26 protein-coding genes are annotated in these 26,834 nt (G+C 39.6%); all 26 read left to right on the top strand.

Annotated features, from left to right (window positions below):
- Positions 1–10: 10 nt before the first annotated feature.
- The gene (flgK, locus tag LSG31_RS03960) at positions 11–1,639 is read left to right on the top strand and encodes a flagellar hook-associated protein FlgK (protein WP_347438109.1); all 1,629 of its coding nucleotides are present in this window, start codon (positions 11–13) and stop codon (positions 1,637–1,639) included.
- A 30-nt stretch (positions 1,640–1,669) separates the two neighbouring features.
- Entirely contained in the window at positions 1,670–2,572 is a 903-nt protein-coding gene (gene flgL, locus LSG31_RS03955; protein WP_347438108.1) for a flagellar hook-associated protein FlgL, read from the top strand.
- Between the two features lie 86 nt (positions 2,573–2,658).
- Positions 2,659–3,228, top strand: coding sequence for a DUF6470 family protein (locus LSG31_RS03950; protein WP_347438107.1), 570 nt, complete (start codon positions 2,659–2,661; stop codon positions 3,226–3,228).
- Positions 3,229–3,419: 191 nt separating this feature from the next.
- Positions 3,420–4,610 carry an IS701 family transposase gene (locus LSG31_RS03945; RefSeq protein WP_347438106.1) on the top strand — a complete coding sequence of 397 codons (1,191 nt, stop codon included), beginning with the start codon at positions 3,420–3,422 and terminating at the stop codon, positions 4,608–4,610.
- Between the two features lie 102 nt (positions 4,611–4,712).
- On the top strand, positions 4,713–5,165 hold the full coding sequence (gene fliW / locus LSG31_RS03940; protein WP_347438105.1) for a flagellar assembly protein FliW: 453 nt from the start codon (positions 4,713–4,715) through the stop codon (positions 5,163–5,165).
- The gene (csrA, locus tag LSG31_RS03935; RefSeq protein ID WP_347438104.1) at positions 5,165–5,392 is read left to right on the top strand and encodes a carbon storage regulator CsrA; all 228 of its coding nucleotides are present in this window, start codon (positions 5,165–5,167) and stop codon (positions 5,390–5,392) included. Before fliW ends, csrA begins: the two co-directional genes overlap by 1 nt.
- Before the next feature lie 199 nt (positions 5,393–5,591).
- Positions 5,592–6,410 carry a flagellin N-terminal helical domain-containing protein gene (locus tag LSG31_RS03930; protein ID WP_430734265.1) on the top strand — a complete coding sequence of 273 codons (819 nt, stop codon included), beginning with the start codon at positions 5,592–5,594 and terminating at the stop codon, positions 6,408–6,410.
- 367 nt (positions 6,411–6,777) lie between these two features.
- Positions 6,778–8,652 (top strand): flagellar filament capping protein FliD, encoded by a 1,875-nt coding sequence (gene fliD, locus LSG31_RS03925; RefSeq protein ID WP_347438102.1) that lies wholly within the window; start codon positions 6,778–6,780, stop codon positions 8,650–8,652.
- Between the two features lie 71 nt (positions 8,653–8,723).
- Positions 8,724–10,616, top strand: a complete 1,893-nt coding sequence (locus LSG31_RS03920; protein WP_347438101.1) for a motility associated factor glycosyltransferase family protein — start codon at positions 8,724–8,726, stop codon at positions 10,614–10,616.
- The gene (gene fliS / locus LSG31_RS03915; protein ID WP_347438100.1) at positions 10,613–10,996 is read left to right on the top strand and encodes a flagellar export chaperone FliS; all 384 of its coding nucleotides are present in this window, start codon (positions 10,613–10,615) and stop codon (positions 10,994–10,996) included. Before LSG31_RS03920 ends, fliS begins: the two co-directional genes overlap by 4 nt.
- A gap of 11 nt (positions 10,997–11,007) precedes the next feature.
- Positions 11,008–11,574, top strand: coding sequence for a DUF8042 domain-containing protein (locus tag LSG31_RS03910; RefSeq protein ID WP_347438099.1), 567 nt, complete (start codon positions 11,008–11,010; stop codon positions 11,572–11,574).
- Complete coding sequence (locus LSG31_RS03905) at positions 11,571–12,899, top strand: motility associated factor glycosyltransferase family protein (RefSeq protein ID WP_347438098.1); 1,329 nt, start codon at positions 11,571–11,573, stop codon at positions 12,897–12,899. Before LSG31_RS03910 ends, LSG31_RS03905 begins: the two co-directional genes overlap by 4 nt.
- A 21-nt stretch (positions 12,900–12,920) precedes the next feature.
- Entirely contained in the window at positions 12,921–13,388 is a 468-nt protein-coding gene (locus tag LSG31_RS03900; RefSeq protein WP_347438097.1) for a hypothetical protein, read from the top strand.
- Positions 13,389–13,650: 262 nt separating this feature from the next.
- Positions 13,651–14,685 (top strand): N-acetylneuraminate synthase family protein, encoded by a 1,035-nt coding sequence (locus LSG31_RS03895; protein WP_347438096.1) that lies wholly within the window; start codon positions 13,651–13,653, stop codon positions 14,683–14,685.
- Positions 14,678–15,814, top strand: a complete 1,137-nt coding sequence (neuC, locus tag LSG31_RS03890; protein ID WP_347438095.1) for a UDP-N-acetylglucosamine 2-epimerase — start codon at positions 14,678–14,680, stop codon at positions 15,812–15,814. Before LSG31_RS03895 ends, neuC begins: the two co-directional genes overlap by 8 nt.
- A complete protein-coding gene (locus LSG31_RS03885) occupies positions 15,763–16,515 on the top strand; it encodes an acylneuraminate cytidylyltransferase family protein (protein WP_347438094.1) in 753 nt (250 codons plus the stop codon). The genes neuC and LSG31_RS03885 overlap by 52 nt, the downstream gene beginning before the upstream one ends.
- 106 nt (positions 16,516–16,621) lie before the next feature.
- On the top strand, positions 16,622–18,397 hold the full coding sequence (locus LSG31_RS03880; RefSeq protein WP_347438093.1) for an HAD-IIIC family phosphatase: 1,776 nt from the start codon (positions 16,622–16,624) through the stop codon (positions 18,395–18,397).
- Positions 18,381–18,614 (top strand): acyl carrier protein, encoded by a 234-nt coding sequence (locus LSG31_RS03875; protein ID WP_347438092.1) that lies wholly within the window; start codon positions 18,381–18,383, stop codon positions 18,612–18,614. Before LSG31_RS03880 ends, LSG31_RS03875 begins: the two co-directional genes overlap by 17 nt.
- A gap of 42 nt (positions 18,615–18,656) precedes the next feature.
- Complete coding sequence (locus tag LSG31_RS03870) at positions 18,657–19,064, top strand: VOC family protein (protein ID WP_347438091.1); 408 nt, start codon at positions 18,657–18,659, stop codon at positions 19,062–19,064.
- Entirely contained in the window at positions 19,058–20,248 is a 1,191-nt protein-coding gene (locus LSG31_RS03865; RefSeq protein ID WP_347438090.1) for a GNAT family N-acetyltransferase, read from the top strand. The genes LSG31_RS03870 and LSG31_RS03865 overlap by 7 nt, the downstream gene beginning before the upstream one ends.
- A 22-nt stretch (positions 20,249–20,270) precedes the next feature.
- Positions 20,271–21,245, top strand: coding sequence for a polysaccharide deacetylase family protein (locus LSG31_RS03860; RefSeq protein WP_347438089.1), 975 nt, complete (start codon positions 20,271–20,273; stop codon positions 21,243–21,245).
- A gap of 94 nt (positions 21,246–21,339) precedes the next feature.
- The gene (locus LSG31_RS03855; RefSeq protein WP_347438088.1) at positions 21,340–22,668 is read left to right on the top strand and encodes a glycosyltransferase family 2 protein; all 1,329 of its coding nucleotides are present in this window, start codon (positions 21,340–21,342) and stop codon (positions 22,666–22,668) included.
- 39 nt (positions 22,669–22,707) lie between these two features.
- Positions 22,708–23,607, top strand: coding sequence for a glycosyltransferase family 2 protein (locus LSG31_RS03850; protein ID WP_347438087.1), 900 nt, complete (start codon positions 22,708–22,710; stop codon positions 23,605–23,607).
- 48 nt (positions 23,608–23,655) lie between these two features.
- Complete coding sequence (locus LSG31_RS03845; protein ID WP_347438086.1) at positions 23,656–24,153, top strand: hypothetical protein; 498 nt, start codon at positions 23,656–23,658, stop codon at positions 24,151–24,153.
- Positions 24,154–24,193: 40 nt separating this feature from the next.
- Complete coding sequence (gene glf, locus LSG31_RS03840) at positions 24,194–25,297, top strand: UDP-galactopyranose mutase (RefSeq protein WP_347438085.1); 1,104 nt, start codon at positions 24,194–24,196, stop codon at positions 25,295–25,297.
- Between the two features lie 173 nt (positions 25,298–25,470).
- Positions 25,471–26,829, top strand: coding sequence for a glycosyltransferase family 2 protein (locus LSG31_RS03835; RefSeq protein WP_347438084.1), 1,359 nt, complete (start codon positions 25,471–25,473; stop codon positions 26,827–26,829).
- Positions 26,830–26,834: the final 5 nt, after the last annotated feature.

Here is a 26,834-nt window from a genome sequence, read left to right as displayed (position 1 = left end):
TTTCTGATTCGTGATTTCAACATTTCATGGACTCGAATTATTAAAACGCGCATTATTTGCCAATGAGGCAATGATGAATACAGCCGGCCACAATATCTCAAATGCGAATACGCCGGGCTATTCCCGCCAGCGCGTCGACCTTACGGAAGATACCCCCATGTTTGAGCCGGGACTGACCCGCTCCGAGACTGCCGGGCAAATCGGCACAGGTGTAGTGATGTCCGATATTACCCGCATTCGGAGTTCCTTTTTGGATCAGCAGTATAGGGATAATAACAGCACTCTAAGCCAATGGACGGAGAATCAAACGACGATGAATCAGATTCAGGCAGTTTTCAATGAACCTTCCGATACGGGGATAAGTACGGTTATGACACAATTCTTTAATGCGTGGGCACAGTTGGCAAACCCGCAATCTTCCAATGATCCGTCTGCCCGATCTGTTGTTCAGGAGCGTGCTCAAACACTGACAAATACGCTGAATAGTACGGCGAAAAGTTTGCAGGATACACAAACAAATCTGCTGAACGGGGTGCAGGCGGATGTAAAACAGGTAAACGTGTATCTTCAGCAAATTTCCGGCTTAACTCAGCAAATCAATACGATAGAGGCATCCAGCAGCGATAAGGCCAATGATTTGCGTGACCAGCGGGATGAAGCGTTGGATCAGTTGTCAAAATTGACGGATGTCACTGTTGCTGAAGGAAACGGTACATATACCGTGAAAATTGGCGGGCAAACAGTTGTCAATGCCTCCGGTACTGCAACACCGACAGTTACACAGCTAACGGCGGATGCTTCCGGGAATCTGTCTATTCCGGTTGCGAGCGGGGAGTTGAAGGGATACTCTGACTCGATTGCAAATGTCACCAATTATCAGAGCATGTTAAACACAATGGTCAATACTTTTGTACAGGGAAACGCACAAGTAAGTTTGCCGAATACTTATGCGTTTCCGGCCAATACGACAAGTATGCCGTTTGATGCAGTATTGCCGGATGGTACGAAACTTTCAAAAGGTGATCCTGTTTCAAATATTCCCGCAAAATATAACGGTGAATTGCCAACTGGAACAACTATTACAGTAGCAGGATTTAACGGTTTGCATCAGTTAGGGTATACAGCGCAAAGCCCGTCGACAAATGCCCCTGCTTTTTTTCAGACATCCGACGGGAGTTCTACTTTTACTGCTGCCAATATTAAAGTGAGCGATGCTATTACAAGTGATATTCGGAACATTGCTGCAACAACACAAGCGCAACCGGACGCAAATGGGAATTTGCAAGCAGTAGCGGGAAATGGCGATCTGGCCGCGATGGCATCCAATTTCGGCAGCAGTGTATTGGATTTTTCCAATGCCCCTGCGAACGGAATTACATATCCGCAAGGAACGGTCACCGGTTATTATAATGCCATTATCGATCAAATCGGGATTCAAGGGCAGCAAGCAAACCAAAATGTGACGAATCAACAGGCATTAGTGAATCAAATTAGCAACCAGCGTCAATCTGTCAGCGGTGTCTCGATTGATGAAGAAATGGCGAATATGATCAAATACCAACAATCGTATAACGCTGCAGCGAAAATGGTATCCGTTATGGATCAGATGTTCAACACGATCAATAGTATGGTGCAGTAACGCAGAGTTGCCAAGGAGGTTCAGCAAACTGTGAGAATTACACAAACCATGTTAAATCAAAATATGCTTTTTAATTTGGAAAATAACACAAATCGACTCGCTCAATACCAGGAACAGCTCTCTACAGGGAAAAAATTGAATGCTCCTTCCGATGATCCGGTCGGTACGGGATTGGTGTTGCAATATAAGACCGCATTGGCGCAAAATGATCAATACACGCAAAACGCCGGCAATGCACAAAGCTGGTTAAACAATACGGACACGCAGTTGAGTCAGGTATCGACTGTCATGCAACGAATTCGCGAGATCGCGGTGCAGGCTGCCAATGGAACAAACAGTGCGGACGAGTTTTCGGCGATCGGAAGTGAATTGGAACAGTTGAAGGGTCAACTGGTGCAAGTCGGGAATTCACAATTTGACGGCCAATATGTATTTAATGGCCAAATGGTGAATCAGCAACCGTATGATCCGAACAATCCGACTGCCAAAGATCCGGATACGCGAACCATTCAGTATCAGGTGGATGAAAATACGACAATTCCTGTCAACGTGAGCGGTGCAGATGTATTTGGAAAATCGGCGGAAACGGATAATGTGTTTACTGTCCTGCAGAATCTGGAAACCGCTTTGAAATCCGGCAACACCACTACAGCACAGTCAGCTGCTGAAAATTCCTTGAGTTTGATCGATTCACGGATTTCCAAAATAAACAATGCGAGCGCTGATGTTGGAGCGCGCTTGAATCGTGTTCAGTTGATTACAAACCGTTTATCAGATTCGAAGCTGAATTTGACAAAGCTTCTGTCAAATGTCCAGGATGCGGATATGGCGAAAGTCATAACAAATTTAAAAACGGCGGAGAATGTGCAGCAGGCAGCGTTGGCTGCTGGCTCACGTATTATCGTTTCTACTTTAGTAGACTTTCTAAAATAGTGCGATAATAGTGCGATAAGAAATTTCATGCATGCACTAAAATTTTCCTGCTATTTAAACAGTTCTACCGTAAACGGGGTGTGCAGATGGTTCCCCAACTGGAGATACATCAGGTATCCGGATTGATCGCGATTCATCAGACGATTGCCAAAATACACATTCAGCAGTTGCCTGCAAACATGACCATTCATCAACAACCTGCCACAATGCGCATTCATGCGTCTGAGGGGCAGTTGGCCATTGACCAGTCAGAGCAGTTTGCAGAGGAAGGGCTTATGTCTTCCGGTCAATTGGAAAAACAGGCAGCCCAAGACGGGCACAACGCGGCGCTCGCCTATATTGCAAAAACAGCAGCAGATGGCGATCAATTGAAATCCGATTTTAAAAACAAAAATGCAATTGCGGATATGGCTGCCAAGAACTCCCAACCGCCTGTGCATGATTTTAATGTAGGTCTGATACCGAATACACCGATTCATATTTCCTACAAGTCGGCTCCTGTCCAAATCGATGTACAGGCAAACAATCCGCAAATCCATGCATCTCCAAACCCGGTGCGATTTCATACGGAATTGGGAAAGGTTCGGATTTCTATGGCTCGTTATCCGTCTATTACAATACAGGTTGCGGGTACTCAGTTCGATTCCAAAATTTAGGCGTTCGAAAACGATAGCAAAATTTTCGTCGCAACATCAGGAGCTTCTTATTGCTCCTTTTTTAATTTGAAAGCTATAAATGAGCAAATTCGCTTCCATTTCTTTACCAATTAAAAACAATAGAGACATTTGTCCTCTCCTGTGGTATAAGATTAAGTTACCACACAAAACCATACCTGGAGGATTCACAAATGTCTCATAATACTACCATACCAAACCACGAAGCAATAATCAATTTCTTAAAAAGCCGTAGGCTATCCTTATATGTTTCAAAGCCTGCCTTGCGGCATATTCAAGAATTTTTTATTGCAGCTACCGCTAAAGGGTATCGTGGTAAAGTGGTAGATATAGCGGAATGGAGTTCATGTCATCGAACATCCATTGGACACTTTCTCTCGGATGGTGTTTGGGACGAATCGTATATCCAAAGACTTGTAAAACAAGAATCGCTTTCATTTGTTTTGTCTCATGCCAAACAAACAGAACAGCCTATTTTTGTGATTCATGATGATACTGTTAGTGAGAAGACAAAGCCTTCGTCACAGGCAAAACACCCAATCGAACAAACAGACTACCATCATTCCCACTTAAAAGGAAAAACCGTTTGGGGTCATCAAGTTCAGGCTACGATTGTTCAATGTGGAGAACATTCTCTCATTCATGATATTCACCGTTATGATAAATCGAGCCAAAGCAAAATTGATGACGCTTGTGATTTGGCCAAAACCATGCCGATTCCACTTTATTCTGGATATGCATTGGTCGATTCATGGTATACATGCCCAAAACTTATGAATACTTATGCAGAGCGAGGATACCATTTAATTGGTGCACTCAAAACAAACCGCATTGTCTATCCCAAAGGGATTCGAGTTCCAATTAGTACCTTCGCATCGTATGTGACCAAACAGGACGTTTGCCTCGTGACCGTAAACGGATCTACCTATTGGGTGTATCGATATGAAGGAGCTTTAAATGGCATTGAGAATGCGGTGGTACTCCTTTGCTGGCCATTGGATGCGTTTCAAAATTCGAAAGCATTACATGCGTTTCTGTGTACAGATGTATCCTTAGAGACACAAACCATCCTTGATTATTATAGTCGCCGTTGGCCGATCGAGATTTTCTTTCGGCAAACTAAACAAAATCTAGGTTTTGATGGATATCAAGTTCGTTCCATTCGTGCAATAGAACGACTTTGGATACTACTTTCGCTGACACATTTATATTGCACCATCGGTTTAGGTCAGCCTTCAAAATTTGGAGATGGACTTATAATGGTACGAAAGCAAGTAAAAGTGGACTACGTCCAATGGATTTATGAATCTGCAAAGAATCAAGTACCTATTGAAGCTGTTTTGCAACAATTAAAGCTGGCCTAGAGGCAGTCTATACTTTTTTGTTGTATAAATTTGTAAGTATTTTTGCTCATTTATAGTTGAAAGGAAAGTTTTAATTCGAAAGGGAAAGGGTGAATACATACAATGGAGGTACAAACAAGCAAATTTGGTCTTCTTGCGATAGAAGAAACACAAATCGTCTTTTTTGCGAAAGGTGTGCCTGGGTTTCCGCAGGCGAAACGGTATGTCATGATTGATCTGGAAGAATATCGACCATTTCTCTTTATGCAATCGATTGACGAACCGGATTTGATGTTTCTTCTGGTAAATCCTTATCAATATTTTACCGGTTTCCCTGATGTGGAAACGATAGCCGGAGAAGCGGGATGGTCCATGGAGGAGAAGGAACGCTTGCTGGTACGGGTAATTGCCACGATTTCCGAGAAGGAAGGAATTACTGTCAATCTTTTGGCTCCCATTTTGATTCATACGAAGTTTCACATTGGCGAGCAAGTGATACTGCAGAAGCTGAAAGGTCTGATGACCCGCCATCCCATCGCGTTTCAATCGATGGAGGAGTTGGAGGTGGGGTCTTAATGCTCGTTCTGACGAGAAAAACCGGTGAATCCATTGTGATCAATGGGGAAATTGAAGTGCAGATTATAGAAATAAAAGGTGAGCAAGTGCGTTTGGGCATTAAGGCTCCCGATGAAGTAAAAGTATACAGAAAAGAAATTTATTCTGCCATTCTTCAGGAAAACAAACAAGCAGCCAATACAGCGCAAATAGAAAAATTGCAAGATTTGCTAAAAAAAATGAAATAAGTCGAATTAGAAAGATATTCAAAGCATTGGAAAGATATAGTTGTATATTTGGTAAATTCAACAATATATCTCCTTTAATCTTTTAAAACTATTGACCGATATTATAGATTGAGTAGATCGAAAGAAAGTAGATCGAAAAATCTTATCAAGCACAAGGATGTGCGCGAATACATATTCAAGGAGGATGTTACCTATGTCGATGATTATTCAAGACAATCTGATGGGGTTAAACGCCCTGAACAACCTGAATTTTAATCAGTTGCAACAGCAAAATTCGATGGAAAAATTGTCTTCCGGTTACCGGATCAATACTGCCGCAGATGATGCTGCAGGATGGGCGATTTCCGAGAAAATGTCGAATCAGGTCAATGGTTTGAACCAAGCGGCACGAAATGCGCAAGATGCTATTTCTTTGGTTCAAACAGCGCAGGGTGCATTTACTCAGGTAACCAACATTTTGACTCGGATGCGGGAGCTGGCAGTACAGGCGTCGAGTGATACAAACACCACTGCTGACAGAGCCCAGACACAAAAAGAAATTAGTCAGCTTGCAACAGAACTAAATCAAATCGCTTCAACTACTCAGTTTAACAAAAAGAACTTGCTGGATGGTTCGAATGCGTCGCTTACATTCCAGGTTGGAGCCAATAATGGCCAAACTATGACTGTTTCCATGTACAATGTGAAAGGTTCGATTGGCGGTACTGCGATCAACTCAATTTCAGTATCTACATTGACTAATGCGCAGAATGCAATCACAAGTTTGGATGGGATGATCTCCACAGTTTCCGGTTACAGTGCGAATCTTGGAGCTGTACAAAACCGTCTCCAGTTTTCCATTGACAACTTGAATACCGCTTCACAAAATCTGACTGCCGCCAACTCCCGTGTAAAAGACGTAAACATGGCTGCGGAAATGATGAACTTCACAAAGAACCAAATTCTTGTACAAGCAGGCACAGCGATGCTGGCGCAAGCAAACCAAGCGCCTCAAGCGGTTCTCCGTCTGCTCGGTTAATATTTATTGAAAAACAAAACAGATGTGTATTTGCAAAGGGTCGGCCATGGAAGCGGTCGGCCCTTTTTTATATAGTTGCGGAAGCGACGAGCTGGATCTGGCATTTTTATGAATAGATAAAAAACAAAGAAAATGAAAGAAATGTTCAGATTATGCTGATCTATTCCTTAAATTTAAAGAAAACTGTAATCAATTCATAGACGGAAAATGTCGATATAACCATTACATAGATTTTGTGCAGACGGTTCGTCTTTTATACCGACACCGTAAACTCTACTTTTTCATCAACCTAATTCACGAGTTTTTCAATTGAAAGAGGAAATGAAGATATATTAGTTTGCCAATCAATCGAAAGGAGTTATCAGACATGAGCATCAACTCGACCAATTATTCAAGTTTGAACTCTATGCAATTGCTTACACAGATGAACGGTGGAATTGATACAAATACATTAATTCAAGAACTTGACATGGTCAACCGTCAGCAAATCTATCAACCGGGCGGCTTGGAATCTCAACTTACAAAAGTGCAGCAGCAACAAACGGATTGGCAGAATATTAACAATAGCGCAATGACATTGCAAAACCAATTGACTACGCTCATGCAAACGAATTTTAATTCCTATAACGTTACATCTTCTGATTCCACAGACGTTACAGCGACTGGAGGATCGGGCGCAACACCGGGGACATATACGCTCACCAATATAAATGCCGGATCCTATGGGAGTTTGACGAGTAACGGAAGGCTGGGAAACGCGTTGTCAGCCAGCGATGCGATTACGGCGACCAAATTTAGTGCGCTTCTTACAACGGGGCAATTTGCTGTAACGGATAACGGTGTGACCCAACAAATACAGGTGCAATCCGGTGACACGATTGGCAGCGTTTTATCTCGGATTACGAGCACTTTTTCGGATATATCATATACAGTAAATTCAAATGGAAGCATTACATTTTCTGATACTGGCAGTAAACCAGTGACTTTCGGCTCGTCGGGAGATACCAGCAATTTTGCACATGTCTTGGGCATGGATACCTTGCAATTAAATAGCACTAACACTCCAACACCATATCAGGCGACTACACAGATCAATGGACAAGCACAAATAAATGAGACTTTAAATAGCGGTTCTACCAATTTAACAAACATCAGCACATTGACTGTAGGTACACCGCCGTCCGGAAGCTCGGCAACAACCGGACAGTTCCAGGTAAATGGTGTGACAATTACCTATGATACTTCCCAAGACTCGATTGCATCGATTCTGACGAAGATCAATTCATCGTCTGCAGGTGTGACAGCGGCCTATAACCAAAGCACGGATCAAATTGTATTGACATCGAAGTCCGCACAGCCAGTTTCAGTCAATGATTTGAATGGAGGGAATTTGACACAGGTACTGGATTTTACAAATAGTTCTGGCAGTATCGTTGGCACACAGAAAACGGGGAGCAACTGGACATTGAATTATAATGGCACTACGTACTCCAGTGCATCACCGAATTTTACTAATGTGATTCCTGGCCTTACGATCAACGTTTTAAATACGCCTGCGGTGCCTTCAGGCCAAACACAGAATTCCGTCAATCTGACAGTTGCTTCTGATACGACATCTGCCGTTTCTGCTGTGCAGAATTTTATCTCTCAGTTTAATTCCCTGTACTCCCAAATTAATAATCTGACTGCAAACGGCGGAGATTTGCAAGGCGACAACATATTGCAGAACTTGGGTTCCAATATGATGCTTGCCGTGACACAGCAAGTGAAAACAATCGGTTGGGATTCGAACAACAATCCAATTCCATTGCCATCCTATCCTTATAATTCTGTAATGGGCATTGGCATTTCAACGGGAGCTCCCGGATCTGCCGTCAGTACATCGTACAGCTTGCAATTGGACAGCAATCAACTGACTGCCCAAATTCAGCAAAATCCGCAAATGGTGCATGATTTGCTGCAGGGAATGTCCATTAGTTTAAACAATGTATTGACCGGCATAACAGGAATGACGAATTCATTGAATGATCCAACGTTAAATGTTTCAAATGTAAGCGGATTGGCTTCTTCACAAAACACCATGTATACAAATATGATTACCGACATCAATGATCAAATTCAGCAGGTGAACGATCAGGCGGATCAACAAAAACAACTATTGATTCAGGAATTTACAAATATGAACCAAGTATTGAGCCAATTGCAAACGCAAGGGAAATCTTTAAGCAGTTTTATCGGCTAGAATCAGGAGAATCAAGATAAACGTATTCTTTTTTGGGGAAATTCAGAATGAGGGGCGCTGGAGGGCATTTAATGACACAATTACTGGAGGAAAACCTCTTTGCATTGAATATATCAAATAAAGAACAATTGAATCTTTTTGGCCCACTGCTTAAACCTTTTGAATCTTATAAAGCCGAACCGGCGAAAAATGGCGAGACTGCCTTTTCCTTGCTGACAAACGGGAAGTGGCAGGCGTTGACAAGTAAATACAATCCGATTCAGGAAGCGGCGATACAAGTGGAAAAGCAGTGGCAGGATGATTGTGACCTGTACATTGTTTTCGGTATCGGAGGATTCTATCACATAGAGGAAGTTCTAAACCGAGTCAGTGAAAAAAACAAAGTACTCGTAATTGCCCATGATATCGAATTATTTCACATGATTTTAACATGCAGAGATTTGAAAAAAACTCTTGCCGATTCAAGATTAGAGTTGTTTCTTGGGCAAAGTTTGGAAAACGTCAGTGATCGGCTGGAATTTGAATTTAAGCAAGACGTGTTTTATATTCCAAAGGTTTGTATCATTGAACATCCTGTAGAGTGCAAACTGGCACATGAGTATTACGATATGGCGAAAAAATTGCTCGTAAACAACTATCGTGGAGCACTTGCAGATATGGGAACAAGAGTCAGGTTTGGCGACCAGTGGGCAAGGAATATACTAGGCAATTTGCCGTATATCCTGCAGTCGGCAGATTTGAAGGAATTGTTACATGCTTTTTCCGGCAAGCCGGCGATTCTGGTGTCTGCCGGCCCTTCCCTGAATAAAAATATCCAATTGTTAAAAGAAGTAGGCGATCGGGCGTTGATTGTCTGTGTAGATACGGCGTACCGTTCTCTCTATCGCCAGGGAATCGTACCTCATTTGCTGGTTTCAGTAGACGGGAGTGAGAGCAATGCTCATGATTTTGAAGGTGTGGAGTATTCCGGGATTCCTTTGGTAATGGAAATGACAGCTCATGAAAGTATCGCCGCCAATCATACAGGCAAAAAGCTTATGCTGCACTCTGTTCGTGAATTGACTCCTTGGCTTGAAAAGATTTTGGGAGAACCCTTGAATCCTACCTACATGCCTACTGGTGGATCTGTTTCCTGTACGGCATTTTCAATTATTGAACATCTGGGATGTGATCCGATCATTTTCATTGGTCAAGATTTGTCTTACCCGGATGGACAGGCTTATGCACAAGGGGCCGTTCATGATCAAAGCAACATTGAGGAAATTAAAAAACACCGAAAGTTGATTCCGTTGCAAGATATATATGGGCAACCCGTTTATACAACCGAGGACTATCTCATATACCTTCGCTGGTTTGAAGAGAGAATCCGTACAGGGAATCGGACGCATGTAAATGCAACGGAAGGAGGAGCGTTGCGAGAAGGATTGGAAATCATGACTTTGCATGATGTGTTGGATCGCTATTGCCAGGAAGAGATCCCTATTCAAAAGATATTTTCCATGGCAAACTCCAAACCTTTATCGTTAAATATGAGCCGGCGGATCATTCGAAAAATCCGCCAAACCATGGCGCAGATGAGACACATGATTCATGAACTGCAGGTCATCATGAATACGGCTCAGGAAATCATTGCAAATATTGAACAAAACAGTATCGATCGAATTCAGATAGAGCGATGTATGAGTACGATTCATGAGTCGCAGCGGAACATATTAAAATACCAGTTTGCATTGCTGTTCATTGATGCAGTGTCGTATCGGGAGATTTTGTCTGATATCAATACAGAGCGTTCTTTGGAGCTTGAGAATTTGTCGCAAAAGGAAAAAGATCTTATATCTTTTCGTCAAGCTTTTGCATTTGCATCTGTATTGCTTGAGGTATGTATACAATCTCACTCAATCCTTGATAAATATTTGAAACAATTCTGTGAACGAGTGGGAATGAAGGGTGAAGATAAACAGTGAAAGGGATTCAGGCGTATCAACAAAGTGCGGTACAGACAAGCCCAAGCAAATTGCTGATCATGTTATTCGACGGATTGATCAAATTCAGCAATTGGAGTCAGCAAATGATGAGGGAAAAAAAGTATGAACTTGCTCATGCAAATCTTTTGCGGGCACAAAATATCCTGATTGAATTGATGACTACATTAAATAAGAAAGCAGCTCCGGAATTATGCGACCATTTGTATGGGTTATATGATTTCATGTACCGTCGCCTCATTCAGGCGAATATGGAGAAAAATCCGGAATTGATTGATCTGGTCATCCAATATTCGACTGAGTTGAGAGATACATTCAATCAAGCTGCTTTGATTGCTTCGCAATCCAGGAACGGGAAGTAGGGAGTGTCATGATGCGAGTAACGATTGATGGAGTAGAGTATAAAGAATTATCAAATACAACCGGCGACCTTCTGTGGGAAGAGATTCGCAAAACGATAGAGAAGCAAAACCGCCTGATCCATCAAGTATTGGTAAATGGCGATTTGCTTACCGAGAATACCAATATCCCTTATAACGAAGTCGAGTTAGTTGAAGTTGACACCATGAGTCCACAAAAATTATTGTTGGATACATTTCAGTCCGCGATCGAATATCTGCCAAGACTCATTGAGGGAATATCCCAAATTTCCGAGCATTTTCGAAGCGGGGCAGAAGGGGAAGGAGTCAAACTCTATTTACAAGCGGAAGGCGGTCTAAATTGGAATACGCAAGTATTTCAAAACAGCCTGGTTTTTTTGCCTACGCAAACCTTGCAAAGCTTGTTTGTCAGGTACGGTGAAATTCTCAATGAAATTTTAATGGCATGGAAGAATCAGGATTATATTTCAGTGGCGGATTTGTTGGAATATGAATTGATTCCTTGCATGCAAGAATGGATCGAGTATATGAAACAGCAAAGAGAAGAACATATCCTATGATCCAAATCGTACCGACCAGAACGGGTTGTCTTACTGCATGTTGGACTGCGGAGGACGGTCAAACCATCTATCTGCATAGCCGGTATGAGCCCGAACGTGAGGCGCTTTTGTTGATTCGGGATTGGAAAGTGCCTGATAATGGTGTCGTTGTCGTGTACGGTTTGGGATGCGGATATCATTTGCAAGCTCTATTGCAGAAACTACATCCAACCCAAAAAATGATTGTATTTGAATGCAATCGGGATTTGGTTCATTCGGTAACGAAAAAAGGATTACTTTCTCCGCTTCTGGAAGATGAACGGTTTGAATTGCATGTATACTCGGAAATGGAAGATTTTCTTTCGAATTTTGTTCAATATTTGGAATTGGCAGAAGAGGGGAAAGGGGCGTTTTTTATCCACCCTTCATCCGTCAAAATTATCCCGAAACAGATGGAGCAAGTAAAAGAATTGCTGGAAGAGTATCGGATTCGGATCCATACAATTGAAAAAAAGCGAGCGCTTTTGGAAAACAATCGGAAAATGGTGGCGGATGTTCTTCTCGAAAATCCGAATATCGGAATCGCGAAGGATAAATTTTTGCATATGCCTGCCATTTTGGTAGCTGCTGGTCCTTCTCTGAATCATTCGGTACGATTGCTTTCCCAATTGAAAGGGCGGGCGTTGATTGTATGTGTTGGTACGGCCCTAACCCCCTTATTGCAAAATGGGGTTGACCCTGACTTGATTGTTGTGATTGAGGGAGATGAAGCAGTTTTAGGACAATTTCCCGATAAGGAGTGCGACATTCCGCTCATCGCATTTCCCACTGCTTGTCCAAAGCTTACTTTGCATTATAAAGGACCCGTGATTTGGGCATATCCGGAAGGCGATGATGAACTTGTTTCATTGGCTGATCGATACGGTTTTCCTGTGATATCCAGCGGCGGTTCCGTGGCGACAGCAGCTTTGTCGATTCTAGACCTTATGGGGTGCAACCCAATCGTTTTGGTGGGCCAGGATCTTGCATATATCAATGGACGATCGCACGCGCAGGGAACGATTCATTCGGCGGCAAATGAAATTACGTCACAGTATGGATTATTTGCAGAGGCTGTTGGTGGGGGATTGATTCAAACAAGCCGGAGTTGGAATATCTTCCGCAGATGGATCGAAAGATTTATCAGAAACCATAAAGACATACATTTTTATAATGCCTCACATGGGGCGCGGATAGCAGGAGCCGTTGAACGATCGTTGGAAGAATTAATGTCAACCCGGCTGTTCTCCGAGCTGTTCTCCGAAACATATGAAATTGCAAAAAGAATCGATGCATTATTTTCCTGAATGAATGGAAGGCGTTCCTTGATGAGAGAAACCCGAATTGAAGAGTTGGCCGGACAGTTAGTAGACTGCTATAAAAAACTGTACAATCTCTCGAAAAAACAGCAATTGATTATGACAGGACAACTAAGCATAGACTTGCAAGCGATCTTGTCAGAGCGAAATGAGCTATTTGCAACGATTGGGGAATTGCAAGTGGAGTTTCAGCAAGCGGAAGAACAACTTTTCACAGGAGATCCTGAGACCGATAGTAAAATCGTTGAAGCAATCGGCTCATATCGTGAAGCATTTCAAAAGGAAATTGATCGCATTCTCAAAAGCGATAGTTATATACAAGTTATTGTAGATGAAAAAAAACGGAAAATTATTGATTCGATTCAATTAATCTCAAGGACACAAAATGCTGAAAAACAGTATATTAAAGCCAGTAAGAATAAGCGATTCGGGTATCTGTTTCCGGATCAATCCAGATTTTTTGACGACAAGAAATAAAAGAATGCCATCTCTTCCAAGATGGTTGCTGTTAAAATTTGAATTCTGGTCTTTGCATGGAACTGTTGATATACTTGGCTTACATTAAGAGTGAGTGTACATTGTCGCGCAACAGCCTGAAGCAATATCATTCTAGTCTTGCATAGAATTTCGCCCAACTTTATAGATGCGAATTAAAAATTACATAGGATTATATAGGAATTTTTTAAAATACATGAAGTTTAAAACAGAAATATTTATGAATTTTGAGGAGCCGATTCGTATGAGTGAGCTAACGATTGCCGGCAGGAAAATAGGGGACAACCACCCTCCGTTTGTAATTGCAGAAATAGGAATCAATCATGAGGGAAGTTTTGAGAAAGCGATTCGAATGATTGATGATGCTGCTGCAGCAGGCTGTGAATGTGTAAAATTTCAATCCCATGTGATTGAGGATGAAATGATTCCCAATGATGTGATTCCAGGAAATGCAAAAGAATCCATTTGGGACATCATGAGCCGTTGTGCGTTAACTGCTGAAGAAGAAGAAAAACTAAAGTTATATACGGAATCGAAGGGTATGATTTTTTTAAGCACTCCGTTTTCCAGAGCAGCTGCCGATCGTTTGGAGCGAATGGGCGTTCTTGCTTTTAAAATTGGTTCCGGAGAATGCAATAACTACCCCTTAATCGAACACATAGCCAAATTTGGCAAGCCGGTGATTCTAAGTACCGGCATGAATCATCTTTCAAGTATTCAACGATCCGTAGATATAGTAAGAAAATATAATATCCCTTATGCGGTTCTGCATTGTACAAGCATGTATCCGACTCCCTATGATAAGGTTCGTTTGGGAGCCTTGCAGGATTTGCGCAATTCCTTTCCTGATGCGGTGATCGGTCTTTCTGATCATTCTTTATCCAACTATCCTTGTCTGGGAGCTGTAGCTCTTGGCGCCAGAATCTTGGAAAGACATTTTGCTTCAGACAAAAGCTGGCCAGGCCCTGATATTTCTATTTCTATGGATCCTATAGATTTAAAGGAATTGGTAGAAGGTAGTCAAATTATCTTTCAATCTTTAGGCGGAAAGAAAGAAATATTGCCGGAAGAACAGCCGACGATTGATTTTGCTTATGCCTGTGTTGTCGCCATCAAGGATATTGAGGCAGGCGAGACATTTTCGGAAGAAAATATATGGGTAAAGCGTCCGGGAACGGGTGAGATCAAAGCGGGATCTTTCAATCAATTATTAGGGAAAAAAGTAAAAGCGAACATTCAGAAAAACGCACAAATCAAGTGGGAGCAAGTAGATGCTTAAAAAGATTCTGTTTTTAACAGGGACACGCGCGGATTTTGGAAAATTAAAACCGTTAATGCGTGCAGTTGATCATGATGATCAGTATGAGTGCTGTATTTTTGTGACCGGCATGCATACACTTTCTCGCTACGGCTACACGGTTGAGGAAGTATACAAAGCGGGTTTTTCCAATATTCATACGTTCATGAACCAAATTCACGGCGAACCGATGGATTTGATACTTGCGAATACCATTGGCGGTTTATCCAGATTTGTGAATGAGTACAAACCGGATTTAATCGTTGTGCATGGGGATCGTGTGGAGGCGCTCGCAGGCGCGATTGTCGGTTCTTTAAACAATATTTTGGTTGCACATATTGAAGGCGGGGAAATTTCAGGGACGATCGATGAATTAATTCGGCACTCTGCATCCAAGCTGTCGCATATTCATTTTGTTGCAAACAAAGAAGCAGCGGATCGCCTTGAGCAATTGGGGGAGAGTCCGGAAAGTATTTATAGTATTGGTTCACCTGACATCGATGTGATGCTTTCCCCGGATCTGCCGAATTTACAAGATGTGAAAGAATATTATGAAATACCCTTTGACGAGTATGGCGTTGTGCTTTTCCATCCTGTAACGACAGAGAAAGATTACATCGAACAATATGCAAATACGTTAGTAACCGCCTTGGTAAAAAGCCACAAAAATTATATTGTCATATATCCGAACAATGATGAAGGCAGTTCGGACATATTCAAGGCTTACGAAAAAATTAGATACAATACACGATTCAAAATTTATCCATCCATTCGCTTTGAGTACTTTTTGACTTTATTAAAACATTCGGAATTTATTATCGGAAATTCCAGTGTAGGCATGCGGGAGGCTCCTGTTTACGGGGTGCCTTCCATTAATATAGGAACCAGACAAAACAATCGATTTCAGTATTCATCCATCATCAATGTTAAAACGAATGTTCAGGATATTTTACATGCCATCCATAACGTACAATATGCTCCACCCAGCAAACCCTGCTACAGTTTTGGAACCGGGAAAAGTACAGAGCTTTTTATCCAAGCATTAAAGGAGGAGCGGTTATGGGAAACGCCAAAGCAGAAACAATTTCGCGACCTCGTATTGAAACGATGATTCCCGCAGATCTTGTTGCCATTATACCTGCACGTGGCGGATCGAAAGGGATTCCCAAAAAGAATTTGACCGATTTAAACGGACGTCCGCTGATTTCCTATAGCATTGAAGCTGCATTGCATTGTCCATTCATCCACCGATGTATTGTAAGTACAGAGGATGAGCAAATAAAAAATATTAGTTTGCAATGGGGGGCCGAGGTCATTGACCGTCCGGATTCTTTGTCTACTGATGTATCGTTGACACAAGATGTGGTGGAGCATGTACTCGATGTTCTGCAACAAGAAGGTGAATTGCCGGATTATTTTGTATTGCTGCAACCGACATCTCCGCTTAGAAACGCAAGCCATATCGAGTCATGCATTGAGCAATTTTTCGCTCATGATGCTGCTTGTGCCATCAGTGTTACGGAAGCGGAGCATCACCCGTATAAAATGTTTTTCCTGGATGACGAACAATCTTTGCAGCCATTTCGGGATGAAGCAACGCTAAGCCAGCCAAGGCAATTATTGCCCAAGGTATACAGGCAAAATGGAGCTATTTATCTGATGAACACGTCTCTGTTTTTAGAGAAGAAATCGTTTTTTGCACAACCGGCGTATCCTTTTGTGATGTCGAACGAAGAGAGTATCGATATTGATACAAAACGGGATTTGGATATTGCTGCTTTTTACTTGCGCAATGAATTGATTTATTCATAAGATTGCTGGGTTATTTAGTTTAATAGATGAATAGTCTTTCGATTGTTTGGTTTTTACAATCATTTTTAAAATCTATACATTCGTGTTGAATAAGGAATGGTATGCAGTGTTGAAAACATTGTCAGCACTTATTATATCCGATACGATTGTTGATCCGATCGTTCGGTTTCTTAAAGAAGAAACAGCTTCTCTCAGCGTAGATGCTATAACCGCACCATATAATCAGGTCAACCAAATATTAATGGATCATTCACATCCGGTTTGGAGCAACACTCCTGATGTTGCCGTCATCTGGACAATACCGGAGCGAATCAGTCCATCCTTTGATTCATTGCTTCAATTTGAACCGGCTGATCGAAAGCAAATTATGAATGATGTCGATCAATTTGCTGCTATGGTCATAGAGGCATCGAAACGCAGCAAATTTACTTTTGTCGTTTCCTGGTCATTGCCGCCGCATTATCGCTGGGTTCAGACATTAGCTTGGAAACACAATATCGGAATTACCAATGTGGTCATGCAAATGAATTTGCGCTTGGCAGAGCACTTTGTTAATTATCCGCATATTGTCATGCTGGATTCTCAATATTGGTATACCGCACTGCAAAAACAAAGTTATGACGCAAAAATGTATGCACTTGGGAAAATCCAATATTCACGAGATTTTTTTGTCGTGGCTGCAAAGGAAATAAAAGCCATTTTGCCTGGTGTTATCGGACAAGCGAAGAAGCTGATTGTTTGTGATTTGGATAATACGTTATGGGGTGGCGTTATCGGCGATGACGGAATGGAAGGGATCAAGCTGGGGGGAATTGATCCCATTGGGGAAAGTTTTGTTGCGTTTCAAAAGGGTTTAAAAGCCCTGAAAAACCGTGGAATCCTGTTGGCTATTTGCAGTAAGAATGAAGAGCCGATTGCCTTTGAGATGATAGAAACGCATCCTGAAATGGTGTTAAAGAAAGAAGATTTTGTTGCCTGGAGAATTAACTGGAAGGATAAAGCAGAAAACATAATAGGGATTGCAAATGAACTTAACTTGGGATTGCAATCCATTGTCTTTCTGGATGATAATCCGACGGAACGGGAAAGGATTCGACAAGCTTTGCCGGAAGTATATACTCCCGAATTGCCGAAGGATTTTGTTCAATATCCGGTTTTTATACAGACGTTGGATTGTTTTGAAACAATCGATATTACTTATGAAGACTTGGAACGGACGACTATGTACCATCAGGAGACTGCAAGGAAATTCAATCTCTCAACAGCATCTTCCATCGTTGAATGGCTGCAATCATTAGAGTTGCAAGTGACTGTTTTACAATTAAATCGAAACAATCTGGCAAGAGCCGTACAGTTACTAAACAAAACAAACCAGTTTAATCTGGCAACCAGAAGAGTAAGTCAAGAAGAATTTTGGCTTTGGTCTCAAAATCCCAATAATCACGTATATCTGTTTCATGTGCAGGATAGATTTGGCGAACAGGGCATTACTGGTTTAGTCAGTGCCATAGTATATGAAATGACTGAAATCGATGAAATCGATGAAATCGACACAAAAGCAGTCTGTGTAAAAGAAGCGGAAATGATAGATTTTGTGATGAGCTGCCGTGTAATGGGAAAAGGCGTTGAAGACGCTATGTTGCAATTCGTATATCGCCACCTCAGCGATGCGGGTGTTCAACGGGTAAAAGCGATATATCGTGAAACAAAGAAAAATAAACCGTTTTTCGATTTTATACAAAATAAATATAAAAACCAAAGATCAGGGAAAATGGAAAACACCACTGATTTTATTTTGGATATGAATTTGGCTGGTTTTCCTTCCCACATCACTTGTATTGATAACACCAACAAGGAGCAAATAGATGAACTATTTTCATGAAATTCAAGAAATTGTCGCAAAAGTGATGGCAGTTGATGTCTCCGCAGTAAAAGTAGATTCAAAAAAAGAAGATTTCGAGCGTTGGGATTCTTTAGAACACTTAAATTTGATTATGGAAATTGAAGCGGAACTGAGATGTTCATTTTCAATAGAAGAAATTGCCGGTATTCAGTCAGTACAAGATATCGTAAGTATTGTTGGAGAAAAACTAGGATGACACATTAGTAGTAATACACCTTCATTTCAGAGGTGATTTCGGGTGCTGAAGTTACATTTTTTCGGTGAAAATACCAAGTTTCATCATATTGGTTTAGGGATTGAAGATGTCGCGAAGATCAATTTGGACTCAACTTTTTTGACACATGATCCGATACAAAAAGTAAAGGTTGGTTTTGTACAGGTGGGGGACTGTTGCGTCGAGATCATTGAACCGGTTGGCGAGCAATCACCTGTTCGAAACAGCATTAAAAAAGGGAATAAATTGATGCATATTTGTTTTGAAGTGAATGATCTCGACGAGGCGCTTCGTCAAGCAGAACAAAACGCATTTAAAGTGATTCAAAAACCGGTGCCTGCAGAAGCATTCAATCAGCGCAAAATTGCCTGGGTGTACCATCCAAATTGGGGGCTGTATGAACTGTTGGAAAGTGGTAAAGATTCATGCTGATCCGAAAATATACAAATGAGGACTATGGCAAAGTAATCTCGTTTTTGCAAGCCAATTGGGCTCTAACGCATGCATTGTATGACAAGAGAATTTTTGACTGGCAATATCTGGTAGCACAAAAACAACAACAGGGAATCAATCATGCATCAGAGCAAGAATCTCTTGTGATTTTGAAAGAGGACAAGATTGTTGGTTTTTTAGGAATTATACCGAATCAATATATTTGGAATGGACAAGCATTAAATGGGGCAGCCCTGACCATGTGGGTGATTGATGAAAAATTGCGAAATAGTGGTCTAGGTATCCTGTTAATACGTGAAACAGAAAAAAATAACGAGGTAACTCTGACACTTGGCTGCAATCCAGCGATTGTCCCGCTCTACAAGAAGATGGGGTACTCATATTTGGAACGCCTTAATCGTTATGTGATGCCACTGGATCCGGAAGGGTATTTGAAGCTGCTTTCTGCTGATGTGGCACCGGAAGCGATACAAGGGTGGCAAAGATCCATTGAAAAAACTTTCGGAAGTAGGGATGACGCAAATTTGCATATAGCAGCGCGAACGGAGCAAATAAACCTGCACGAACTTGAGAGTTTGTACCGGGAAAGTATTGGCCGTTCATTAGTTTTTTCAAGAAACCGTGATGCGGATTTTTGGGAATGGAGATACCTCAACAGCCCCGGTTATCGTTATTTCTTTTTTGGCAACCCACAAGCAGAGGGGATTGTTGTAGCTCGTGTTGAACGAATCATAAACAACGAAAATAGCGAAATGGATGGTCGCAAAGTATTGCGTATCATTGAGTGTATTCCAAAATGCACGGATGTTTGGAATGGACATACAGATCCATTATTCACAAACTTAATTCGTAAAGTATGCATGTGGGGTAAACATCAAGGATGCGTGGCTGCAGATTTTCAAATCAGTACGGGCCGACTTGAATCTACACTATTTGAAGCAGGTTTTCGCAAGCAAGAGGCTGATTATTTGCCTGACATTTGCAGTTTGGCCGGCTTATTTCAACCCTTTCGCTATAGAGTCACCCCTATAAATTTTGTCTGGAAAGTTAAACAATCTGGTAAAGAACCCATTCAGATCGATCCCAATGATACTTACTTTGTAAAATCCGACTGTGACATGGATCGCCCAAATATCTGGCCGCTGGCGGAGGATTGGAGATAGATCTAAGATTGGAGATAAACAAATGTTAACAATCGTCATGTATCATTACGTGCGGGAACTCAAGCAATCCCGTTATCCGGAAATCAAAGGATTAGAATTGCAGCTGTTTAAAGAGCAGATCGAATACATTTTGAAACATTATACAGTTGTAACAATGGAGGAAGTGATTGCTGCAGTTTCCGATCCGCAAATGAAGTTGCCAAGCAACGCATTGTTATTAACATTTGATGACGGATATATGGATCATTACCAGTATGTCTTTCCCATATTAAATGAAAAAAAAATACAGGGCAGCTTTTTTCCTCCTGCAAAAGTTGTGACAGAACATCAGGTTTTGGATGTAAACAAAATCCACTATATTTTAGCCTCTGTTCTTGATAAAACAAAACTAGCAGAACAAATTTTGAGAAAAATCGAACCCTATCGTCTGGAATATGAGCTGTTATCGGATAATGAATACATAAAGAATTATGCAATAGCAAATCGTTTTGATACAAAAGAGGTTGTCTTCATTAAACGGATGTTGCAAAAGGGATTGCCGGAGAACTTGCGCAATATCATTACCGATGAGTTGTTCAAAACGTTTGTTTATGAGGATGAACTGACGTTTTCCAAAGAGTTGTATATGAATCTCGACCAAATTCAGTGTATGAAACGTAATGGCATGTTCATCGGAAGTCACTCCTACGATCATTATTGGCTGGATACATTAAGTTGTGAAGAGCAAAAGCAGGAAATCGATTTGTCCATGGAATTCCTGCGGCAAATCGGCTGTGACATGGATAATTGGGTCATGTGCTATCCATATGGCGCTTATAATGAATCTTTACTGCAACTTTTGAAGGAACGGGGTTGTAAAGTCGGTTTGACGACGCTAGTGGCGATTGCCGATTTAAACAAGGATCATCCTTTAACGTTGCCCCGGTTGGACACGAATGACTTGCCGAAAGACCGGAATGGGGAAATGAATGTATGGACACGGAAGGTATTCTTTTAGTGTTCAAGCGGATATAAATACTGAACAGCCATTTATAGCTGAAAAATATAGTATAAGGAAATTCGGGAAAGCTGGCATAGGGAGGTGTCTGACAATGCGAAAAGAAGTCGCAGTTATTATATGCAACTGGAATAAGAAAGACTACGTATTAAAATGTATTGAGTCTGTCAAACAATCCACGTTTACAAATTATGATCTGTATGTGGTGGATAACGCTTCAACAGACGGGTCGGCACAAGCAATCAGAGAATTATATAAAAACGATGTCATTTTAATTGAAAATGAGGTAAATAAGGGTGGTTCCGGCGGTTTCAATACTGGAATTAAAGAGGCATTAAAGAAAGATTACAAATATTTATATCTTTTGGATAATGATGTGTTTATAGACAGTGAGGCTTTACAAGAACTCTATCGATATTTAGAGAATCATGAAGAAGTTGGTGTTGTTGGTTCAAAGATCTATGTAATGGATCAACCTGATTTGGTGCAGGAGATTGGAGCAAGAATTAACTGGAAAACATTTGATATGGAGTTAAATTATTATAGATATATAGACGATGGAACTCTTCCAGAAGTTGTGGAATGTGATTATGTACCTGCTTGTTCCATGCTTGTCCGCGCGGGTGCAGTGAAGAAAGCCGGAACAATCGATGAGGAATATTTTCTGTATTGGGACGACATCGATTGGTGTTATCGGATCCAGTTAGCTGGATATAAAATTGTGGCTTATGCTAAATCAAAGGTTTGGCACAAGGGCGGCGGAAAAGGCAGAAATGATACGTTCGGCAATTATTTTATGTGGAGAAATCGAGTCCATTTCTTTAAAAAATATTGCAGTCAAGATCAATTAGAAAGCTTTTATACAGTTTTAGTTGAGGATTTAAACAAGGTTACTTTTTTTTGCAATTATAAAGGGCAATTTAGTGTGGCGAAGTCTATATTGTTGGCTGTACGAGATGGGCTTAATCTTGTACGGAGGAAAGCTACTGAAGACAAAGTTTTTGTTAAGGAAACTTTGCCGAATCATTTTAGAACAGTTTTTCTTAATAAAAAACATATAGGTATTATAGATTGTAATGAAATTCAGGTTTTGAGAAATGTCGTTCAGTCAATTCTGGAGAACCATGAAGATGTGGATATTACCCTAATTGCAAAAAATCTTGAAAGAGAGTTTCTTAAATGCCAATTTGAGGACTTTAAAATAGTCGAGTATACAGAAGCAAAATTAGATTCATTTGATATACTCTGTCAAACGTGTGAGCATATTGCGGCTATTCGAAATGAAATGTCTGATGAAGTTGATGTATATATCGATAAATATTTGCATTTTGTAAGTTCAAATGATGATAGAATCTTACTTGAAAATTATAACAATATATTTAAGATGTTTAAAAATATTTATTTTCCAATTCTCTCAATCTGACTTAATAAATGTTAGCGAGTAGAAATATAGGAGGAATGTATGATAACTCCGCTTGTAAGTATTGTTATATTATGTTGGAATCGAAAAGAGGATGTGCTTGAAAGCCTAAGAAGGATTAGAGACATCGAGTATGAAAATATCGAAATTATTGTTGTAGACAATTGCTCTACTGACGGAACACAAATTGCAATTGAAGAGCAATTTCCTGAGGTAAAATTAATTAAAATGTTTAAAAATATTGGGATTGAGGCTTATAATATTGGATTTAAAAATGCAAAGGGAAAATATATTGTTATACTTGATGATGACTCTTTCCCAAGAAGAGATTCGATTGGGCGAATGGTTGAAAAATTTGAAGAAGATGAAAAATTAGGCGTTGTTGCCTTTGATATCCGAAACTACTATCAATATGATGAAATTATAAATAAGAAAATAGACGAAATAGATAATAATAAAGCTATTGTTTCCAATAATTACATAATGTCATTTAATGGTGCAGGTGCAGGTGTTCGAAGCGATGTTTTTGAAAAAGTAGGTTTTTATCCGGAAGAGTTTTTTCTTTATTGCAATGAGCAAGATACTTCATTTCGTATTCTTGATAGTGGTTATAAGATACAGTTCTTTTATGACGTTGTAGCTTATCATAAATATTCCCCCAAAAATAGAGCTTCTTGGCGGGCACCGTTTTACTATACAAGAAATGCATTCTGGTTAATTTGGAAAAATTATCCTTTTTATTTTGCGCTTAGGAGTACAATTCATCTAATGTATGATTGTATTTACCATTCGATGGAGCAGAGTACATGGATCTATATAAAAGCCATGATTTCAGCGTTTTTGTACATGAACCAAATTAAAGGGAAGAGAAAACCTGTTCAAATACATATTGTAGAAAATTTAAGAATACCATTCAATCTTTCATTTACATTCTATAAATGAATTGTCTTTTAAGGAGAAAATATTAATTTATAGTGGGAGTATAAAGTTATGAAAGATGTGCTAATCATTCGCTCAGCAGGTTTTCAACAGTTGGATATGAATATGAAAATAATTGAGGAGACTTTCAATGATTATAATATTCATATGTTGACACATGAGCATGGAGTAAAGCTGGCTAAGAAGTACAAAACTCTTCAAAATATTTATGTATATCCTTACAAAGAAGGATTTTCATTTAGAAACAAGGTGAAAGAATTAGTAAATACGAGATTTGATGCTGTGATTATTCCTGTTACAAATATATCGGCAGTTGGATTTTTTAATGTTCTGTTTTTTTCGCTATCTATTAAGACTAGGAAAAGGTATATTTGTAATTTAGTTTCGGATATTTGGGAGATATCTACGTTTGAAATTTTTAGTATAGGCATTAAAAATGTATTGGCGTCAAGTATTTCGTTTCTTTTGATGATTGTTTTATCAATTTTCACCTTGTTTTTTTTACCTCTTCAATTAAGAGCAATCAGAAAGAAGACAAATTTCAATTAAGGGAACAATCGTAATCGAGTAATGAATGCGAGGTTTTAGTGTGGTATACGACTATTTAATTGTGGGAGCCGGCTTTGCAGGGTGTGTCACGGCAGAGCGGCTTGCAAGTTCCGGTAAGAAAGTTCTCCTTATAGACAAAAGACCCCATATTGGTGGTAATGCGTTTGATGAGTTTGATCAATATGGGATTTTGATCCATAAATATGGCCCGCATATTTTTCATACCAATTCAGAGCAAATTTTTAAGTATCTTTCAAAATTTACGGAATGGCATCATTATGAACATCGTGTACTTGCTAAAGTTGATGATCAATTATTACCGATTCCTATTAATCTTGACACGATAAATCGTTTGTATCATTTGGATCTGGATGAAGAAAGTCTCAAAGATTTTTATGAAAAGGTTCGTGAACCTCGTGAATTCATAAGAACAAGTGAAGATGTAGTATTAAATACAGTTGGTAGGGATTTATATGAGAAATTTTATAGAGGGTATACACGAAAACAGTGGGGGATGGATCCATCTGAATTAAGCGCGAGTGTAACAGCGCGAATACCTGTTCGAACAAATCGGGATGATCGTTATTTTACTGATACTTATCAGGTTATGCCATTACACGGATATGCAAAGATGTTTAAAAAAATGATTGATCTTCCAAATATTGAACTTAAGCTTGAAACGGATTTTGAGGCAATTAAGGATTATGTTCAAGCTTCTCATATCATATACACAGGTCCTATAGATACATATTTTAATTATCGTTTCGGTAAACTCCCGTATCGTTCTTTGCGTTTCGAACATGAACATGATGATTCAATTCAACAGTGTCAACCAACAGGAACAGTGAATTATCCAAATGATTTTGATTTTACAAGGATTACAGAATTTAAGCATTTGACCGGTCAAACTCATTCAGGCACTTCAATTGTTCGGGAATATCCTCAAAGTGAAGGGGACCCCTATTATCCAGTCCCAAGATCTGAAAATGAATTTTTATATAAAAAATATAAATCTCTTGCTGAAGAAGAAAAAAATGTAACGTTTGTTGGCAGATTAGCACAATACAGATATTACAATATGGATCAGGTAGTGGGAGCAGCATTATCAGTTGTGGAGAAACTATTGGAGGCAGGTTCTGTTTAACACTCTAGTAACAGTTATGGAGGAAAAATATTGAAAGTTGCATTAGTGTATTCCAAACCTGTAGGTGGAGTAAAACGATATATTGATACTTACAATATACTAAGATCCTGAAATATGCTTTGAATTTTTTGGGAGAATCCTATTGTTAATAACAAAGAAAGGGGCGAAACTTAATGAAAAATAGTAGACCGATTTTATCGATATGTATACCAACTTATAATCGTGCAGAACTCCTAAAATATTCATTAAAATCAATTATTCCTCAAGTAAATGAATTTAGTGATGAGGTAGAATTAATTGTTTCTGATAATGGGTCGGATGATCACACGATAGAAGTGGTTAAATGGGCACAGCAAATGGGTGATTTTAAATTCCATAGAAACATAGAAAATTTAGGAGTAATAAAAAACATCTTTAAATTAACACATGAACTGTCATCTGGTGAATATTGTTGGGTGCTTGGTGACGACGATATGCTTGTAAATGGAAAATTGGGAAAAATTTTAGATTGTATAAAGACTTATTCCGAAATTGATTACTTTTTTGTTAATTTCTTTGGTAAATCAGTAAAAGAAAGAAATGTTCTTATAGATAATTTTGACTCGAAATATTCACCTAAGTTCAAAGAATATTTTATGAAGGATTTAGATGATAAAGTTTTGGATACATGGGAAGAAATATTAGGGATTAAGAATACATTACCTGCACAATCAATCACTTTCATAGGATGTCATATTTTTAGAAGACAAATATGGAATAAATATACATATCTAATAAAGCAACATATAAATAACGGATTTTCAACATTAGAGGCGACTTTTCCGCACAATATAATTCTTACTCATGCGATGAAAGGTAAACCTTCATATTATATTGGTGATCCTTGTGTATTATTTGGAACCGGTGCGCATGAGTGGTCAAAGTATTTGACAAAAATTGAGTTGGAAAGAGTTGAAGAGCTAATTCAACTTTACGAACAAATAGGGATTGATAAGAAATTAATAAAATACTGCAAGGATGATTTTTTAAAAAGATCAGCGAAAAACGTCATAAGGACTATTTGTGATGAGGATAAATCAGAAATAAAAGTTGATTTTAATAAACTATTTAACAAATATGGTTCTAAACAAAAATTTTACGTTACGTTAATGTCTGAGATGGGAAAGAAGTTGCCCTCTAGAAATGAAGAGGTATTCAATAATTTCACAAATAAATTCTTCGAAACAATATTAAGAAAATATATAAAGAAGAATTCAGCTTTAGCAATTTGGGGTGGTGGGGAAATAGGTTTAAGTTTATTAGAATCTAACCTTATACTAGACCATTTGAAAGTAGTAATTGATAAAGATAAAACTAAAATTAATAAAAATTTTGGTCCGACTCATATTAAAATTCAATCTCCTTCATATTTGTTGGAAAATCCTGTAGATGTTATTCTCGTGGCATCATTAAAATATGCAAAGGAAATAATTAAAGAAATAAAAAATGAACATAATTTCAAGTCAGAAATAATTAGTGTATTTGATTTCTAAAATAT

This window comes from Fodinisporobacter ferrooxydans, from assembly GCF_022818495.1.
GTDB lineage: Bacteria > Bacillota > Bacilli > Tumebacillales > MYW30-H2 > Fodinisporobacter > Fodinisporobacter ferrooxydans.
This window is presented reverse-complemented; position numbering and strand designations above follow the sequence as displayed.